General features: G+C 68.6%; 12 protein-coding genes. 8 read left to right on the top strand and 4 right to left on the bottom strand.

Annotated features, from left to right (window positions below):
• Positions 1 to 129: 129 nt before the first annotated feature.
• Positions 130 to 606, top strand: coding sequence for a hypothetical protein (locus ACFYWX_RS32760; RefSeq protein ID WP_389428346.1), 477 nt, complete (start codon positions 130 to 132; stop codon positions 604 to 606).
• A 766-nt stretch (positions 607 to 1,372) separates the two neighbouring features.
• On the opposite strand, the gene ACFYWX_RS32765 is transcribed toward ACFYWX_RS32760, so the two are convergent.
• Positions 1,373 to 2,839, bottom strand: a complete 1,467-nt coding sequence (locus ACFYWX_RS32765) for a CCA tRNA nucleotidyltransferase (RefSeq protein WP_389428348.1) — start codon at positions 2,837 to 2,839, stop codon at positions 1,373 to 1,375.
• A 274-nt stretch (positions 2,840 to 3,113) separates the two neighbouring features.
• Between ACFYWX_RS32765 and ACFYWX_RS32770 the strand changes: the two genes are divergently transcribed.
• The 7 genes from ACFYWX_RS32770 to trxA all read left to right on the top strand — a co-directional run bounded on the left by ACFYWX_RS32770 (position 3,114) and on the right by trxA (position 12,849).
• On the top strand, positions 3,114 to 5,501 hold the full coding sequence (locus tag ACFYWX_RS32770) for a DUF6049 family protein (RefSeq protein ID WP_389428350.1): 2,388 nt from the start codon (positions 3,114 to 3,116) through the stop codon (positions 5,499 to 5,501).
• A 44-nt stretch (positions 5,502 to 5,545) separates the two neighbouring features.
• Complete coding sequence (gene murJ, locus ACFYWX_RS32775) at positions 5,546 to 7,810, top strand: murein biosynthesis integral membrane protein MurJ (protein WP_389428352.1); 2,265 nt, start codon at positions 5,546 to 5,548, stop codon at positions 7,808 to 7,810.
• A 138-nt stretch (positions 7,811 to 7,948) separates the two neighbouring features.
• Positions 7,949 to 9,667: a protein kinase family protein gene (locus ACFYWX_RS32780; protein ID WP_389428354.1), complete on the top strand. Its 1,719-nt coding sequence runs from the start codon at positions 7,949 to 7,951 to the stop codon at positions 9,665 to 9,667.
• Between the two features lie 27 nt (positions 9,668 to 9,694).
• Positions 9,695 to 10,420, top strand: coding sequence for an RNA polymerase sigma factor SigM (gene sigM, locus ACFYWX_RS32785; protein ID WP_389428356.1), 726 nt, complete (start codon positions 9,695 to 9,697; stop codon positions 10,418 to 10,420).
• Complete coding sequence (locus ACFYWX_RS32790) at positions 10,417 to 11,340, top strand: anti-sigma factor family protein (RefSeq protein WP_389428358.1); 924 nt, start codon at positions 10,417 to 10,419, stop codon at positions 11,338 to 11,340. Before sigM ends, ACFYWX_RS32790 begins: the two co-directional genes overlap by 4 nt.
• 167 nt (positions 11,341 to 11,507) lie before the next feature.
• Complete coding sequence (trxB, locus tag ACFYWX_RS32795) at positions 11,508 to 12,476, top strand: thioredoxin-disulfide reductase (RefSeq protein ID WP_389428360.1); 969 nt, start codon at positions 11,508 to 11,510, stop codon at positions 12,474 to 12,476.
• Positions 12,477 to 12,516: 40 nt separating this feature from the next.
• The gene (trxA, locus tag ACFYWX_RS32800) at positions 12,517 to 12,849 is read left to right on the top strand and encodes a thioredoxin (protein ID WP_062707865.1); all 333 of its coding nucleotides are present in this window, start codon (positions 12,517 to 12,519) and stop codon (positions 12,847 to 12,849) included.
• A gap of 173 nt (positions 12,850 to 13,022) precedes the next feature.
• Here trxA and ACFYWX_RS32805 read toward each other — a convergent pair whose 3' ends face one another.
• From ACFYWX_RS32805 to ACFYWX_RS32815, 3 genes are all read right to left on the bottom strand, one after another.
• Entirely contained in the window at positions 13,023 to 13,640 is a 618-nt protein-coding gene (locus ACFYWX_RS32805; protein WP_389428362.1) for a GNAT family N-acetyltransferase, read from the bottom strand.
• A 323-nt stretch (positions 13,641 to 13,963) separates the two neighbouring features.
• A complete protein-coding gene (locus ACFYWX_RS32810) occupies positions 13,964 to 15,064 on the bottom strand; it encodes a ParB/RepB/Spo0J family partition protein (protein WP_389428364.1) in 1,101 nt (366 codons plus the stop codon).
• Positions 15,061 to 16,134 (bottom strand): ParA family protein, encoded by a 1,074-nt coding sequence (locus ACFYWX_RS32815; RefSeq protein WP_389428404.1) that lies wholly within the window; start codon positions 16,132 to 16,134, stop codon positions 15,061 to 15,063. The genes ACFYWX_RS32810 and ACFYWX_RS32815 overlap by 4 nt, the downstream gene beginning before the upstream one ends.
• Positions 16,135 to 16,374: the final 240 nt, after the last annotated feature.

Below are 16,374 nucleotides of genomic sequence, written 5' to 3' on the forward strand. Positions count from 1 at the left end.
ACATCAAAGCCACGAAGTTCCCCTCGACTACTGGCTTGTCAGTGGTGGCCTGTAATTTACGTGCGTCTTACTTCGCGCCACGCGGACTCACGGTCTCGCGCGCATCCAGGTTCTTAGGGGGACCCCCAAGTGTCTACTCCGCCGCCCCAGGGCAACCCGTTCGCTCAGGGCCAGCAGCCCCAGGGCCAGGCCCCGTACCCGCCCCAGGGCGGCTACCCCACGCAGCCCGTACAGCCCGGCTACCCGCAGGGTGCCGCTCCGTACGCACCGGTCCCGCCGGAGCAGCCGCGCCGCAAGGTCAGCTTCAAGCTGATCAAGAACGTCGTCATCGTCATCGCCGTCGCCGGCGTGGCCATCGGCGGCTACATATCCAGCCGCGACGACGCCAACACCGCGGCGGTCGGGGACTGCATGCACCGCGGCAGCACCGACGACAACAACCCGGACCTCGAGGTCGTCGACTGCGGCAGCTCCAAGGCGGCGTACAAGGTTGCACAGAAGAAGGACGACGGTTCTGGATGCGATCGCAGCAAGTACAGCGAGTACACCGAGACCGGGGGCGATAGCGACTTCACCCTCTGTCTGGAGGACTACTCAGCAAAGTAGGGCTGCCCAGCCTACTCACAAACAACAAGAGGACTGGGTCATCGCCTTTGCCGGGTCCACCGCAGCCCGTAACTGACGCCTGGTCTGCCCCTTGCCGAAGTCCCCATGCTCATCAAGCCGGAAGGCAGCAGGGGTCACGCACCGATCACTGAGTCCGCTGCGCACATACGTGGCACGCTCATGACAGATGCGGGGCGCTTATGCGCCCCGCATCGCCACGGCTCACAAAGCCGAAGGACCGCTACCTGACATCGGTATACCCGCTCACCAAGTACTCCCGACCTGCGCAGTGGGCACTTGCGGTATCCACCCTCGGCGCCTTCCAGGCGCTGCGCACATAAAAGACCTCGCCACTCTGCCTGCGGCAGCGAGCAACAGCCCTGAACTCTCCGCTACCAGCACCACAGGCAGACTTTATGTACATCGGGTAACTCTGGCGGTGGTACTCCGTAAAGCAGTTCGTCGGCTCTGCGTGGGCCTGAACGGGCATGGCAACCAAAGTCACGGTTGCACCCGCTGTGGCCAGGAATGCGCCAAGACGCTTCACTGTTCCCTCCAACTGAGACTCAAAGATGGTCAGAAGCGATCTGATCACGTCTCGTTAGCACACAGCACGCTCACAGCAATCAAGTGGTCCACCTCACATAAACATTGAGCCACCCCCCGCGTGGGATGTGCGAAGGGGCGGTGTTTCAGTGAAACACCGCCCCTTCGCACATCCTGCGCGGGGTCATGTTTCACGTGAAACATGACCCCGTTTCACAACTCAGCTCTGCTCGGCCCACCACTCCTTGAGGGCCGCTTCCGCCGCCTCACGCTCCATCGGCCCGTTCTCCAGCCGCAGCTCCAGCATGTGCTTGTACGCCTTGCCGACCACCGGACCCGGCCCCACCCCGAGGATCTCCATGATCTCGTTGCCGTCGAGGTCGGGTCGGATCGCGTCCAGCTCCTCCTGCTCCTGGAGCTGGGAGATGCGCTCCTCCAGGCCGTCGTACGCACGCGAGAGCGCGGCCGCCTTGCGCTTGTTGCGGGTCGTACAGTCCGAGCGGGTCAGCTTGTGGAGACGCTCGAGAAGCGGGCCGGCGTCACGGACGTAGCGTCGGACCGCGGAGTCCGTCCACTCGCCGGTGCCGTACCCGTGGAAGCGCAGGTGGAGTTCGACCAGGTGCGAGACGTCCTTCACCAGCTCGTTGGAGTACTTCAGCGCCGTCATGCGCTTCTTGGTCATCTTGGCTCCGACCACCTCGTGGTGGTGGAACGAGACCCGGCCGTCCTTCTCGAAGCGGCGGGTGCGCGGCTTGCCGATGTCGTGCAGCAGGGCGGCCAGGCGGAGGGTCAGGTCCGGACCGTTCTCCTCCAGCGCGATCGCCTGCTCCAGGACGATCAGGGTGTGCTCGTAGACATCCTTGTGCCGGTGGTGTTCGTCGCTCTCCAGGCGCAGGGCGGGCAGCTCGGGCAGCACGTGGTCGGCGAGCCCGGTGTCGACCAGCAGAGCCAGCCCCTTGCGCGGGTTCTGGGACAGGATGAGCTTGTTCAGCTCGTCCCGGACCCGCTCGGCCGAAACGATATCGATGCGGCCGGCCATCTCGTTCATCGCCGTGACGACCTCGGGGGCGACCTCGAAGTCGAGCTGGGCGGCGAAGCGCGCGGCCCGCATCATCCTCAGCGGGTCGTCGGAGAAGGACTCCTCCGGAGTGCCCGGGGTACGCAGCACCCGCTCCGCGAGATCGCCGAGGCCGCCGTGCGGGTCGATGAAGTCCTTCTCCGGGAGCGCCACGGCCATCGCGTTCACGGTGAAGTCGCGTCGGACGAGGTCCTGCTCGATGGAGTCGCCGTAGGACACCTCGGGCTTGCGTGAGGTGCGGTCGTAGGCCTCCGACCGATAGGTCGTGACCTCGATCTGAAAGCTCCTGTCAGCGTCTCCGACGCGGGCGTCCTTCTGTACCCCGACCGTGCCGAAGGCGATCCCGACCTCCCACACGGCGTCCGCCCACGGCCGCACGATCTTGAGGACGTCGTCGGGTCGGGCGTCGGTCGTGAAGTCCAGGTCGTTGCCGAGCCGGCCGAGCAGCGCGTCCCGGACCGAGCCGCCGACCAGGGCGAGTGAGAACCCGGCCTCCCGGAAGCGGCGGGCGAGGTCGTCGGCGACAGGCGCGACCCGCAGCAGTTCGCTCACCGCGCGGTGCTGCACCTGGCTCAGGGCACTGAGGTTGTCTTCGTTGGCGTTCGGCACAACAGAAGAGGGTACGTGGCCGGGCGGGCCGCCAGCGCCTCGATTAAGTACTGACGCCTCTGTGAAGAGGGTGCAGACACCTCCCCCAAACACACACAGAATCACCGCGGCCCCCGGACCGAGGGGCGCTCTCTTTATACGGGGACATACAGGACGGCCCGGCCGCCTTCTCTGATCTTGTGGAGCAGACCGCGGCACTTCCCCTCAGCGCGCATCGTTACCATGCGTGGACGCACATTCCGACGACCACTGACGACGAGGGACGGGCGAGCGCGTGGCCGAGGCGGCAGACTTCCAGGGGATGAGTCCCTCACCTGCCCGTCGGTGGCTGCGGCGCACCGGAGCACTGCTCGCCGGGGCGCCTCTGCTGACCGGTCTGCTCCAGCTGCCCGCCTCCCCGTCCGCACAGGCCACCGGTCAGGACGCCGTGCGGGACGCATCGGGTTCGGGCACGGTGGCCGTCTCCGTCGACTCGCTCAGCCCCAGCGCCCCCTCCGACGGGGACACCGTGACCGTCTCAGGCACGGTGACGAACAACGGCAAGCAGACGGTCACCGACGCCCACGTGGGCCTGCGGATGGGGTCCGCGCTGTCCACCCGGTCAGCGGTCGACGCCATCTCCAAGCGCACCGACTACATGCCGGGCGCCGACGGCTCCGAGGTGGGCGGTAAGTACGTCGAGAAGTTCTCCAAGCTCACCCCGGGCGTCGCCGAGGAGTTCAGCATCTCCGTACCGGTCGACAAGCTGGACCTGGGCGACGACGGGGTCTATCCCCTCGGGGTCTCGCTCTCCGGCCAGACGTCCACTCAGCAGTGGGAGCAGGTGCTGGGCATCCAGCGGACGTTCCTGCCGTGGCAGCCGGACGAGGCGGAGACGAGGACGAAAACCACCGCCCTGTGGCCGCTGATCTCCTCGTCCCACATGACGGCGGAGACCGGTTCCAACGAGCAGCAGACGCCGGTTTTCGCCGACGACGACCTCGCCAAGGAGATCTCCCCCGGCGGCCGGCTGGACCAGCTCGTGTCGCTGGGCAAGGACCTCGACGTCACCTGGGTGATCGACCCCGACCTGCTGGCGTCCGTCGACGCGATGGCGGACGGCTACCGGGTCCGCGGCGAGGGCGACACCACCACAGCGGGCACCCACCAGGCGGTCGCCAAGCAGTGGCTCGCCGAGGTGCAGCAGGCAGTGGTGGACAAGGAGATCGTCGCCCTGCCCTTCGCCGACCCGGACGTGGCCTCCCTCGCCCACAACGGCACGAGCGTCACCGGCTCGCTCAGCCAGCTCAAGGCCGCCACCGATGTCGCCGCCACCACGGTGGAGACGATCCTCCACGTGACGCCGAGCACCGACTTCACCTGGCCCGTGAACGGCGCCGTCGACCCGGGAATCGTCAAGGTCGCCACCTCCGCGGGCGCCGACAAGGTGATCGCGCGCGGCGACAGCCTCGAGGAGACCGGCGACCTGACCTACACGCCCTCCGCGGCCCGCCCCATCGGCGGCGGTACGACGGCGGTGGTCGCGGACGCGCGGATGTCGACAGCCTTCCAGGGCGACCTGACGAAGGCGTCCACGTCGACGCTCGCCGTGCAACAGTTCCTCGCGCAGAGCCTGGCGCTGGACCTGCAGACGAACAAGCAGCGCAGCATCGTCGTCGCCCCGCAGCGCATGCCCACCGCGACCCAGGCCAAAGCCATGGCCGAAGCGCTGACAGCGCTCCAGGACAGCACCTGGTCGGAATCCCAGGCACTCACGGCCGCCGCCAAGGCCAAGCCGGACCCGGGCGCCACCACGAAGGTCCCGGCGGCCTATCCCTCGTCGCTGCGCAAGCAGCAGCTGCCGCGGTCGGCCTTCGGCGTGATCGCGAACACCCAGGACAAGCTCGACAGGTTCCAGGTGATCCTCACCGACGAATCGCGCGTGGTGACCCCCTTCGGGCGGGCCCTCAACCGCGAGATGTCCACGTCGTGGCGTGGGCGGAGCACCGAAGCGAGCACCTTCCGCCGGGGCGTGGAGGCGTATCTCGACGACCTGGCCGAGCAGGTCAAGCTGATCGACAAGTCCGAGACCAAGCTCTCCGGCCGCAGCGCCACGATCCCCGTGACCGTGCAGAACAACCTGGTGCAGGGCGTCGACCACCTGGTGCTGCGGCTCACCTCGACGAACCCCACCCGCCTCAAGATCGACGGCGAGGACTACGAGGAGCAGCCGATCACGGTCTCCGGCGGGCACAGCCAGACGGTGAAGTTCACCACGTCCGCCAACGCCAACGGCCGGGCCACGGTGATCGCCCAGCTGTACACGGAGGACGGTCAGGCCTACGGTGACGCCGTCACCTTCGACGTGAAGGTCACCGAGATCACGGCCACCGTGATGCTGGTCATCGGCGGCGGCGTCCTGCTGCTCGTCCTCGCCGGCTTCCGGATGTACACGCAGCGCAAGCGCGCGGCCGCCCGGGAGCCCGAGGAGGACGGCCCCGACGCCGAGGCCGATGAGACCGCCGACGGCCCGGTGAACCCCGAGGGCACCATGGACCGTCTCAAGGAAGAGTCCGGCACTCGGCCCGGGGCAGGCGACCCGGAGCAGCCGAGTGACCCGACACCGGACACCGCAGCGGAAAGCGCCGACCCATCCGGCACGGGTGAGAGAGTGGACCGTTGAGGATGTCGTGGCCGGTGGGCCCGGGACGATGAGGTGGGGTAAGCATGAACGCGCCGTACGACGGTGACCGCGGCCAGGCCGCGGGCAGCTCGGGGTACCCCGAGGGCCCGCCGCCCGAGCACGGTCAGGTGCCGCCGCAGCACCCCGCGGACATGTACCTCCAGGACGCCTACAGCCAGGACCCCTACCAGGCACAGGACCTCTCCGCCCAGGACCCGGTCGCCGAGGCGCTCTACGACCGTGCCGCGCACCCCCCGCCGCCTCCGGGCACGTACCAGCCGCAGCAGCCGCTCTACGGCCGGCCGCCGCAGTCGCCGTACGCCCCGGACCCGCGGGTGTGGGCGCAGACCCCGGCGCCGGAGCCGGAAGGCCCGACCCAGTACCTGCCGTACGGCGACGACCCTCGCACGACCCAGTTCGTGGGCGTCGACGACCTGGTCACCCAGGCCGGCGAGGAGCACCGCGAGCCGGACGCCTTCGCGCACCTCTTCCGGGACCAGCAGCAGGGCGGCCTGTACCCGTCGGCGGAGTCGTCGGCGGTTCCCGGTCCGACCGCCGTGCCGGTCGTGGGCCAGGGGCCGCCGCAGTACCAGGGGCCGCCGCAGTACCAGGCGCCGGCACCGGTGCCCGAGCCCGAGGCCCCTCCCGCTGCGGCGCCCGCCCCGGCGGCGAAGAAGGGCGGCAAGGCGGCGGGTCTGCTGAAGTCCAGCGCCGTGATGGCTGCGGGAACGATGGTCTCTCGCCTGACCGGCTTCGTCCGCTCCGCGCTGATCGTGTCGGCCCTGGGCCTCGGCTTCCTGGGCGACTCCTTCCAGGTCGCGTACCAGCTGCCGACGATGATCTACATCCTGACCGTCGGCGGCGGTCTCAACTCCGTCTTCGTGCCGCAGCTCGTGCGCGCCATGAAGGAGGACGACGACGGCGGCGAGGCGTTCGCCAACCGCCTGCTGACCCTCGTCGTGGTGGCCCTGGCCGCGCTCACCGGGCTCGCGATGTTCGCCGCGCCGCTCCTGGTCCGCATGCTGGCCAATCCGGTCGCCAACAACCCCGCGGCCAACGAGGTCGCCGTCACCTTCACCCGCTACTTCCTGCCCTCGATCTTCTTCATGGGCATCCACGTGGTGATGGGCCAGATCCTCAACGCCCGCGGCAAGTTCGGCGCGATGATGTGGACCCCGGTCCTGAACAACATCGTCATCATCGTGACGCTCGGCATGTTCATCTGGGTGTACGGCACCGCGGCGGACTCCGGCATGGAGGTCACCAACATTCCGCCGGAAGGCCAGCGCCTTCTCGGCATCGGCATTCTGCTCGGCCTGGTCGTCCAGGCCCTCGCGATGATCCCGTACCTGCGCGAGACCGGCTTCCGGATGCGGCTGCGCTTCGACTGGAAGGGCCACGGGCTCGGCAAGGCCGCCATGCTCGCCAAGTGGACGATCCTGTTCGTCCTGGCCAACCAGGCGGGCGCGCTGGTGGTCACCCAGCTGTCCATCGCCGCAGGTACCAACTCCGGCGTCAAGGGCACCAGTTTCGCCGCCTACGCCAACGCCCAGCTGATCTGGGGCCTGCCGCAGGCCATCATCACCGTGTCCCTGATGGCCGCCCTGCTGCCGCGCATCTCGCGCTCGGCGGCCGAGGACGACACGGGCGCCGTCCGCGACGACATCTCCCAGGGCCTGCGCACCACGGCCGTCGCGATCGTGCCCATCGCCTTCGGCTTCGTGTCCCTCGGCGTCCCGATGTGCACGCTGATCTTCGGCTCCTCGGGCACCAGCGAGGCGACGAACATGGGGTACATGCTGATGGCTTTCGGCCTCGGCCTGATCCCGTACTCCGTGCAGTACGTCGTCCTGCGGGCCTTCTACGCCTACGAGGACACCCGGACCCCCTTCTACAACACGGTCATCGTGGCAGCCGTCAACGCCGCCGCCTCCGGTGCCTGCTACCTCCTGCTCCCGGCCCGCTGGGCCGTGGCCGGCATGGCAGCCGCGTACGGCCTCGCCTACCTGATCGGTGTCGGCGTCGCCTGGCGTCGGCTGCGCAAGCGCCTGGGCGGCGACCTGGACGGCGCCCGCGTGCTGCGCACCTACGCGCGGCTGAGCATCGCCTCGGTGCCCGCGGTGCTGCTCAGCGGCGCGGCCTGCTACGGCATCGGGCACACGCTGGGCCAGGGCGTCGTCGGGTCCTTCGCGGCGCTGATCGCCGGCGGTGCCATCCTGCTCGCAGTCTTCTACATGGCGGCCCGCCGCATGCGTATCGAGGAGCTCAACTCGCTCGTCGGCATGGTGCGCGGGCGGCTGGGCCGCTGAGACGGGGGTACGCGCACAACCATCGTCCGCCGCCGCGTGTCGTGCATAGCGGCGGACTGTGGGCACAATTGGTTTCGGCGTCGGACGGCGCGCACGGGTGCCGAACGGCGCGCATTGAATGGGGAGGCAGGAACGACGGTGGCAGAACGGAGCACAGCTGCCGTCGACGTGGCAGACAACAGCGGCGACGAGCCGCTGACCGCACAGGCGGACCAGTCCACGGCCGACGGGGTGGCCCAGAACCGGGAGCGGGACACGGACATCGACGAGGCGCAGGGGAGTGGCGGGACCCAGGGTCCCGGGAAGGCCTCACCGCCCGAGCTGCACAGCGGCCACAAGCTCGCCAGACGCTACCGCCTCGAGGAGTGCGTCACCCGTCTGGACGGTTTCAGCAGTTGGCGTGCGGTCGACGAGAAACTCCGTCGCGCCGTCGGTGTCCACCTCCTGCCCGCGGACCACACACGAGCCCGTTCCGTACTGGCTGCGGCCCGCTCCTCCGCGCTGCTCGGCGATCCCCGCTTCGTCCAGGTGCTGGACGCCGTCGAGGAGAACGACCTCGTCTACGTCGTCCACGAATGGCTGCCCGACGCCACCGAGCTGACCACGCTCCTCGCCTCCGGTCCGCTGGAGCCGCACGACGCGTACCAGATGGTCAGTCAGATCGCCTCCGCCATGGCCGCCGCGCACCGCGAGGGCCTGGCCCATCTCCGTCTGAACCCCAACGCCGTCCTGCGCGCCTCCACCGGCCAGTGGCGCATCCGCGGCCTCGCCGTGAACGCCGCCCTGCGCGGCATCAGCTCCGACACCCCGCAGCGCACCGACACCGAGGCGATCGGCGCCCTGCTGTACGCGGCGCTCACCCAGCGCTGGCCGTACGAGAGCGATGCCTACGGTCTGTCCGGGCTCCCCAAGGCCGTCGGCCTGATCGCTCCGGACCAGGTGCGTGCCGGGATCCATCGCGGCCTGTCGGAGCTGTCGATGCGCGCGCTCGTCAACGACGGCGCGACGGCCTCGCGACACGAGTCCCCGTGCACCACTCCGGAGGAGCTCGTGAAGGCGATCGGCGAGATGCCCCGCATCCGACCGCCGGAGCCCGCGTTCACCGCGCCGCCGGAGTACCAGCGCACCACGTACCAGCAGGGCACCTACGGCCGTTCCGCGCCGCATCCCGGTGCCACCCAGCCGGTGCCGACCCCGCCGCCCCCGCTGCAGAGCCGCACCGGCAGGGCCCTGAAGTGGGCCGTCTCGGCGCTTCTCATCGCGGCGCTCGGCCTGGGCAGTTGGCAGCTGGCGGACGCGCTCATGGATCAGGCCAACCAGTCCGACGACACGAACCAGACGCAGACCACGGACGGGAACGACAAGAACGGCGACAAGACCAAGCCGGTCAAGACGCTCGCCGTCAAGGGAGCCCAGGAGTACGTCGCGAGTGGCGACGCCCAGGCGCCCGAGGACGTCGCCAACACGTACGACGGCGACAGCTCCACGTTCTGGCGCACCAAGCGCTACAACAGCGGTCCGACGCTGGCCCCCTACAAGCCGGGTGTGGGCATCGTCTACGACCTCGGCTCGTCCCAGCAGGTCTCGGCCGCGTCAATAGGGCTCCGGTACCAGGGTGACCGCACGACGGTTCACCTCTACGCCACGGACTCGCTGTCCCCGTCGACGGGGGTCGACGGGATGGAGGAGATCGGAACCGCCACCACGAGCGGCTCCTCTCTCGCCGTGAAGGCGTCGAAGGCGGTGAAGACGCGGTACGTGCTGCTGTGGGTGACGGCCGTGCCGAAAGCGCCCACCGACGGCTACAGCAGCTCCGGATACAAGCAGGCCATCACCGACGTGAAGTTCACGGGCTGATGTCTCACCGAAGAGGGAGGGGGTCCGATGGCGGAAGGCGCCGGATACGACGAAGCGAGCGATCAGGATCTGCTCGCCCGTCACGTCGAAGGCGACCCCGAAGCCTTCGGTGAGCTCGTACGGCGTCACCGCGATCGACTGTGGGCAGTGGCACTGCGCACGCTGGGAGACCGCGAGGAAGCCGCTGACGCGGTCCAGGACGCCCTCGTCTCCGCCTACCGGGCCGCCCACACGTTCCGCGGCCAGTCGGCCGTCACAACGTGGCTGCACCGCATCACGGTGAACGCCTGCCTCGACCGTGCCCGCAAGGCCGCCTCCCGGAAGACCTCGCCGGTCGACGACACCGAGCGGCTGGAGCAGCTGCTGGAGCCGCACGAGTCGGCATCGGCCCCCGCAGAGCGCAACGATCTGCACCGCCAGCTCCTCGAAGCCCTCGGCACCCTCCCGCCCGACCAGCGTGCTGCCCTCGTCCTGGTGGACATGCAGGGCTACCCGGTTGCCGAAGCCGCCCGCATGCTCGACGTCCCGACCGGAACGGTGAAGAGCCGCTGTGCCCGGGGCAGAGCCAGACTCCTCCCCCTGCTCACCCATCTGCGGCCGGAAAACACCGGTGAGACCACGGAACCGGGCCAGGGACGGAACCGGGCGCAGGGGACATCCGTCCCACCCGCAGCGGGCCCGCACGACACGGGTCCCCGTGATCCAGGGTCAAGCGATTCAGCTGCTGTGAAGGGCGGAGGTGGGCGAGCGTGACATCCACGACAGACACGGCCGGGCACCCGGACGTCGCGGAGATCTCCGACCTCACCGAGGGCCTGCTCCCCCCGTCCCGTAGCGCGGACGTACGACGGCATCTGGACGGCTGCGAGCTGTGCGCGGACGTCCACGCCTCCTTGGAGGAGATCCGGAGCCTGCTCGGCGCGGTCCCGGGCCCGCCTCGTATGCCGGCCGATGTCGCGGGCCGTATCGACGCGGCCCTCGCCGCCGAGGCCCTGTTGAACGCCACGGCTCCCGATCACCTGGATGCACCGGCGCCGGCCGATGCGGCCCAGGCGGTCTCCGACACCGACGACAGCACGCGCGTTTCACGTGAAACATCGCCCGCTGCGGATCGCCCGGCAGGCCACGCCCGCGGCTCCACCACCGGCCCGGGCCGCAAGAACCGTCTGCGGGGCAAGCGCCGCAAGGTCGCGGTTCTCGGCGCCGCCTTCACGGCCGCCGCCCTGGGACTCGGGTCCGTGCTGCTGACATCGCTGATGGGCGGATCCCCGTCCGGGCCCACGGCAGAGGGCCGGCACTCCACCGCCGCGGACACGTTCTCCGAGGAAAAGCTGGAGAAGCAGGTCGACAGCCTCCTCGCCAAGAACGACAGCTCCGGGGGAGGCTCACGCACCCCGGATCTGGGCGTGGAGGGCGGCCCCGACGGCCAGAGCCCCAGGATCCTCAAGCAGTCCACGGTTCCCGAGTGCATCCAGAAGGGCATCGGCCGCAGCGACCAGGCGCTGGCCACCGAGAAGGGCGTGTTCCAGGGGAAGGACGTCCTGCTCGTCGTCCTGCCCGACACCTCCGACACCGCCCGGGTCACCGCCTACCTCGTGGAATCGACGTGTGTGGATCACCCGTCCTCCACCAAGGCAGAGATCCTTCTCAAGGACTCCTACACCCATCCCTGAGCGTCGGGGCTTCGCCTCTGTCCTGCGTGGTATCCCGTACGGTGTCGCCTGGCCGTGTGCCCGGACACACCGGGAATGCACGCCCCTTAGGATCCGTTGGGTGGGGTGAGAGTTCAGACAGGCTCCCCCCGGTCGAACGACGCAGACCAGAGACGAGGAATCAAGCCGTGAGCGACGTCCGTAACGTGATCATCATCGGCTCCGGGCCCGCCGGCTACACGGCAGCGCTCTACACCGCGCGCGCGTCGCTGAAGCCGCTGGTGTTCGAGGGCGCCGTCACCGCGGGTGGTGCGCTGATGAACACGACCGAGGTGGAGAACTTCCCCGGCTTCCAGAGCGGCATCATGGGCCCCGAGCTCATGGACAACATGCGGGCCCAGGCCGAGCGCTTCGGCGCCGAGCTCATCCCGGACGATGTCGTCTCCGTCGACCTGGCCGGCGAGATCAAGACGGTCACGGACACCGCCGGCACGGTCCACCAGGCGAAGGCGGTCATCGTCACCACCGGGTCCCAGCACCGCAAGCTCGGGCTGCCGAACGAGGACGCCCTCTCCGGCCGAGGCGTCTCCTGGTGCGCCACCTGTGACGGCTTCTTCTTCAGGGAGCAGGACATCGCCGTCATCGGCGGCGGCGACACCGCGATGGAGGAGGCCACCTTCCTCTCGCGCTTCGCCAAGTCCGTGACGATCGTCCACCGCCGGGACACCCTGCGCGCCTCCAAGGCGATGCAGGAGCGCGCCTTCGCCGACCCGAAGATCTCGTTCGTGTGGGACAGCGAGATCGCCGAGGTCCAGGGTGACCAGAAGCTGTCCGGCCTGAAGCTGCGCAACCTCAAGACCGGCGAGCTCTCGGATCTGCCGGTGACCGGGCTGTTCATCGCGATCGGCCACGACCCTCGCACCGAGCTGTTCAAGGGCCAGCTGGACCTCGACGAAGAGGGCTACCTGAAGGTCGACGCACCGTCGACCCGCACCAACCTGACCGGTGTCTTCGGCGCCGGTGACGTGGTCGACCACACCTACCGCCAGGCGATCACCGCGGCCGGCACCGGCTGCTCCGCTGCTCTCGACGCCGAGCGTTTCCTCGCCGCACTCGCGGACGAGGAGAAGGCCGAGCCCGAGAAGACGTCTGTCTGACCCCCATTCGCCCCACGCACCAACCAGTAAGGAGCCCGCAGTGGCCGGCACCCTGAAGAACGTGACCGACGACTCCTTCGAACAGGACGTCCTCAAGAGCGACAAGCCCGTCCTGGTGGACTTCTGGGCCGCCTGGTGCGGTCCGTGCCGCCAGATCGCTCCGTCCCTCGAGGCGATTGCCGCCGAGTACGGCGACAAGATCGAGATCGTCAAGCTCAACATCGACGAGAACCCGGGTACGGCCGCCAAGTACGGCGTCATGTCCATCCCGACGCTGAACGTCTACCACAACGGCGAGGTCGCCAAGACCATCGTCGGCGCCAAGCCGAAGGCCGCGATCGTCCGCGACCTCGAGGACTTCATCGCCGAGTGACGTTCCTGGCCGTCGAGGTGGCGGCATGTTTCACGTGAAACACGAATGGGCCAACCCGCAAGGGTTGGCCCATTCGCTTGAGGCCCATTCGCTTGAGGCCCATTCGCTTGAGGCCGATTCGCTTGAGGCCGATTCGCTTGAGGCCCATTCGCTTTACCCGAGATACCTGCCCCTCACAGCGGCCGCAGCGCCGGCTCCTTCTGCACGGCCCCCAGCAGCCGGTCCAGCGCCATCTCCACATCTTCCTTCCAGGAGAGCGTCGTTCTCAGCTCCAGCCTCAGGCGGGGATGCGCGGGATGCGGCCTCACGGTCTTGAAGCCCACCGCCAGCAGATGGTCGGCCGGAAGGACACACGCCGGCTCCTTCCAACGGGCATCACCGAATGCCTCGATGGCCTTGAAGCCCCGCCTCAGCAGATCCTTGGCGACCGTCTGGACCATCACCCGGCCCAGCCCCTGCCCCTGGTACCCCGGCATGATGAACGCCGTCATCAGCTGGACCGCGTCCGGCGACACAGGGCTTGTGGGGAACGCCGTCGAGCGGGGCACGTAGGCAGGCGGCGCGTAGAGCACAAAGCCGACCGGGACCTCGTCGACATACACGACGCGCCCGCACGAGCCCCAGTCCAGCAGGACGGCGGAGATCCAGGCCTCCTTCTCCGGCGCGGACGTGCCTGCCTTTACCGCGGCCTCACCGCTGACTGGGTCCAGTTCCCAGAAGACGCACGAGCGACAGCGTTTGGGAAGGTCCTGAAGGTTGTCCAGCGTGAGCGGTACAAGCCGACGCCCCATGGAGGCTGTTCCTCGCTTCCTTCGCCCGCAGCGGTGCGAGCGGCTGTCAGAGCGCTCCGTTCCCTGAGCAGGCTGCCGACGAATCCGCCGACTGCGCCCAGCCCCAGTCCGGCGCTCACGAATCCGGTCCGGCTCATCGTTCGCACGGCCCTCGCCTCTCATCAGACGTGCTGCCCAGTGGATGCGCCATACCCCACCGCATCGTATCGACGATGCGATTCCCTCGATACTGCCGCCATACAAGGAGCGGGCTGTCTCCGGGGTAAACCGGACACAGCCCGCTCTCAGGTCGGCCGAGGCGCATGCCCGGCCGCCGGGCAGTCTCAGTCCTCTGTGTCCTCGGAGTCCCCGTCCAGAAGGCTCCTCTGGAGAACGGGACCCTCACCGGGAGCGAGCGAGCTGAGGATCCGCTCAAGATCCTCCATGGACGCGAACTCGACGGTGATCTTGCCCTTCTTCTGCCCCAGGTCGACCTTCACCCGAGTCTCGAAGCGATCCGAGAGACGGCCCGCGAGATCGGACAGCGCCGGAGAGACCAGGGCACCGGCCCGCGGCCCCTTGGCGCGCTGGGCCTTCTGCGGCCGCGAACCCATAAGGGTCACGATCTCCTCGACCGCCCGCACCGAGAGCCCCTCGGCCACGATCCGGTGGGCGAGCCGGTCCTGCTCCTCCGAGTCCTCGACGGCGAGCAGAGCCCGAGCGTGCCCTGCGGAGAGCACTCCGGCGGCGACCCGACGCTGAACGGCCGGCGACAGCTTCAACAGGCGCAGGGTGTTGGAGACCTGCGGACGAGAGCGGCCGATACGGTCGGCGAGCTGGTCGTGCGTGCAGTTGAAGTCCTGGAGCAACTGGTCGTAGGCGGCGGCCTCTTCCAGCGGATTCAACTGAGCCCGGTGCAGGTTCTCCAGGAGAGCGTCCAGGAGGAGCTTCTCGTCCTCCGTGGCCCGCACGATCGCCGGGATCGCTTCCAGGCCCGCTTCACGGCAGGCCCGCCAGCGCCGCTCACCCATGATGAGCTCGTAGCGCCCGGTGTCCAGCTGCCGCACGACGACGGGCTGAAGGAGACCGACCTCCTTGATGGAGGTGACGAGCTCTTGGAGCGCGTCCTCGTCGAAGACCTCACGCGGCTGGCGCGGGTTCGGCGTGATGAAGTCGAGGGGGATCTCGGCGAAGTGGGCGCCCACAGGAGGCGCGGGCGTCTCCACGGTGCCATTGACCGACAGTTCCTCTGTTTCACGTGAAACAGGCGGCAGCGTGGCCACCTTTGCCGCGGCCACCCCTCGGTCGGTCGCCAGCACCGGGACAGCCGCGGGGGACGTGGAAGCAGCGCCCCCCGCCCCGGTCGGCGTCGGCGTCCTCTCGGTCGGGGCAGCAGGGATCAGTGCGCCAAGACCACGGCCCAACCCCCTCCGTCGCTCGCTCACTGGATCCCCTCCACCATGCTCGGGTCGCTCTGTGCGCCGATGTGGGCATGCGTCGCGTCGTAGCTGACGCCGACACCCTTCAACGCGATTTCTCGTGCCGCCTCAAGATACGAGAGGGCACCGCTCGATCCTGGATCGTATGTCAGCACCGTCTGCCCATAACTCGGCGCCTCGGAGATACGGACCGAGCGGGGAATGCTCGTCCGCAGGACCTCCTCGCCGAAGTGGCTGCGCACCTCGTCCGCGACCTGGGACGCGAGACGCGTCCGGCCGTCGTACATGGTGAGCAGAATGGTCGACACATGCAGGTCGGGGTTGAGGTGCCCCCGGACCAGATCGACATTGCGCAGCAGCTGACCCAGCCCCTCCAGTGCGTAGTACTCGCACTGGATCGGGATGAGGACTTCCTGACCCGCCACCAGCGCGTTGACCGTCAGGAGGCCGAGCGAGGGCGGGCAGTCGATGAGGATGTAGTCCAGCGGCTGCTCGTAGGCCTGAATGGCCCTCTGGAGCCGGCTTTCCCGTGCCACCAGGGACACCAGCTCGATCTCCGCACCGGCGAGATCGATCGTGGCGGGGGCACAGAACAGACCCTCGACATCGGGTACCGGCTGGACCACCTCCGCGAGCGGCCTACTCTCGACCAACACGTCGTAGATGGACGGAACATCGGCGTGATGGTCGATCCCCAGAGCGGTGGAAGCGTTGCCCTGAGGGTCGAGGTCGATCACCAGGACACGGCCACCGTGCAGCGCCAGCGAGGCGGCAAGGTTGACGGTCGTCGTGGTCTTACCCACCCCGCCCTTCTGGTTGGCGACCACCATGACACGCGTCTGCTCGGGCCGTGGCAGGCCCTCGCCGGCGCGGCCCAGAGCCTCGACTGCCAGTTGGGCAGCACGACCGATGGGAGTGTCGTCCATCGGGGGCGGCGTTTCACGTGAAACATCCTCCCCCATCGACTCGGTACGGGGACCGGGGACCGGATCGGTCATCGGTCCCGCGATGTTGGCGTCGGACCGCACGGATTCACTCTCCTCGACTTCAGGCTCGCAATGAACAGAGCCTCCCATGCCTTCGGGGTCGTGAACCAGTGAGGCCTGGTCTTCTGTGGAGAAATCCACCTCTGTGGACAACTCCGCACCCTCTCCGAGTGAACCGAGAGGTTTACGGTCGCGGGGTTCGGCCGCAGCGCGGCCACGACTGATGATTCCGTGCAGCAGTGAGCGACGTTTCACGTGAAACACGATGCACAGCAGCAGTCGCCGATCTGCTGCGACACTCCGGCATGCATAGGTTTGGCAGCTTGTGTG

This window comes from Streptomyces sp. NPDC002888, assembly GCF_042888465.1.
Taxonomy (GTDB): domain Bacteria; phylum Actinomycetota; class Actinomycetes; order Streptomycetales; family Streptomycetaceae; genus Streptomyces.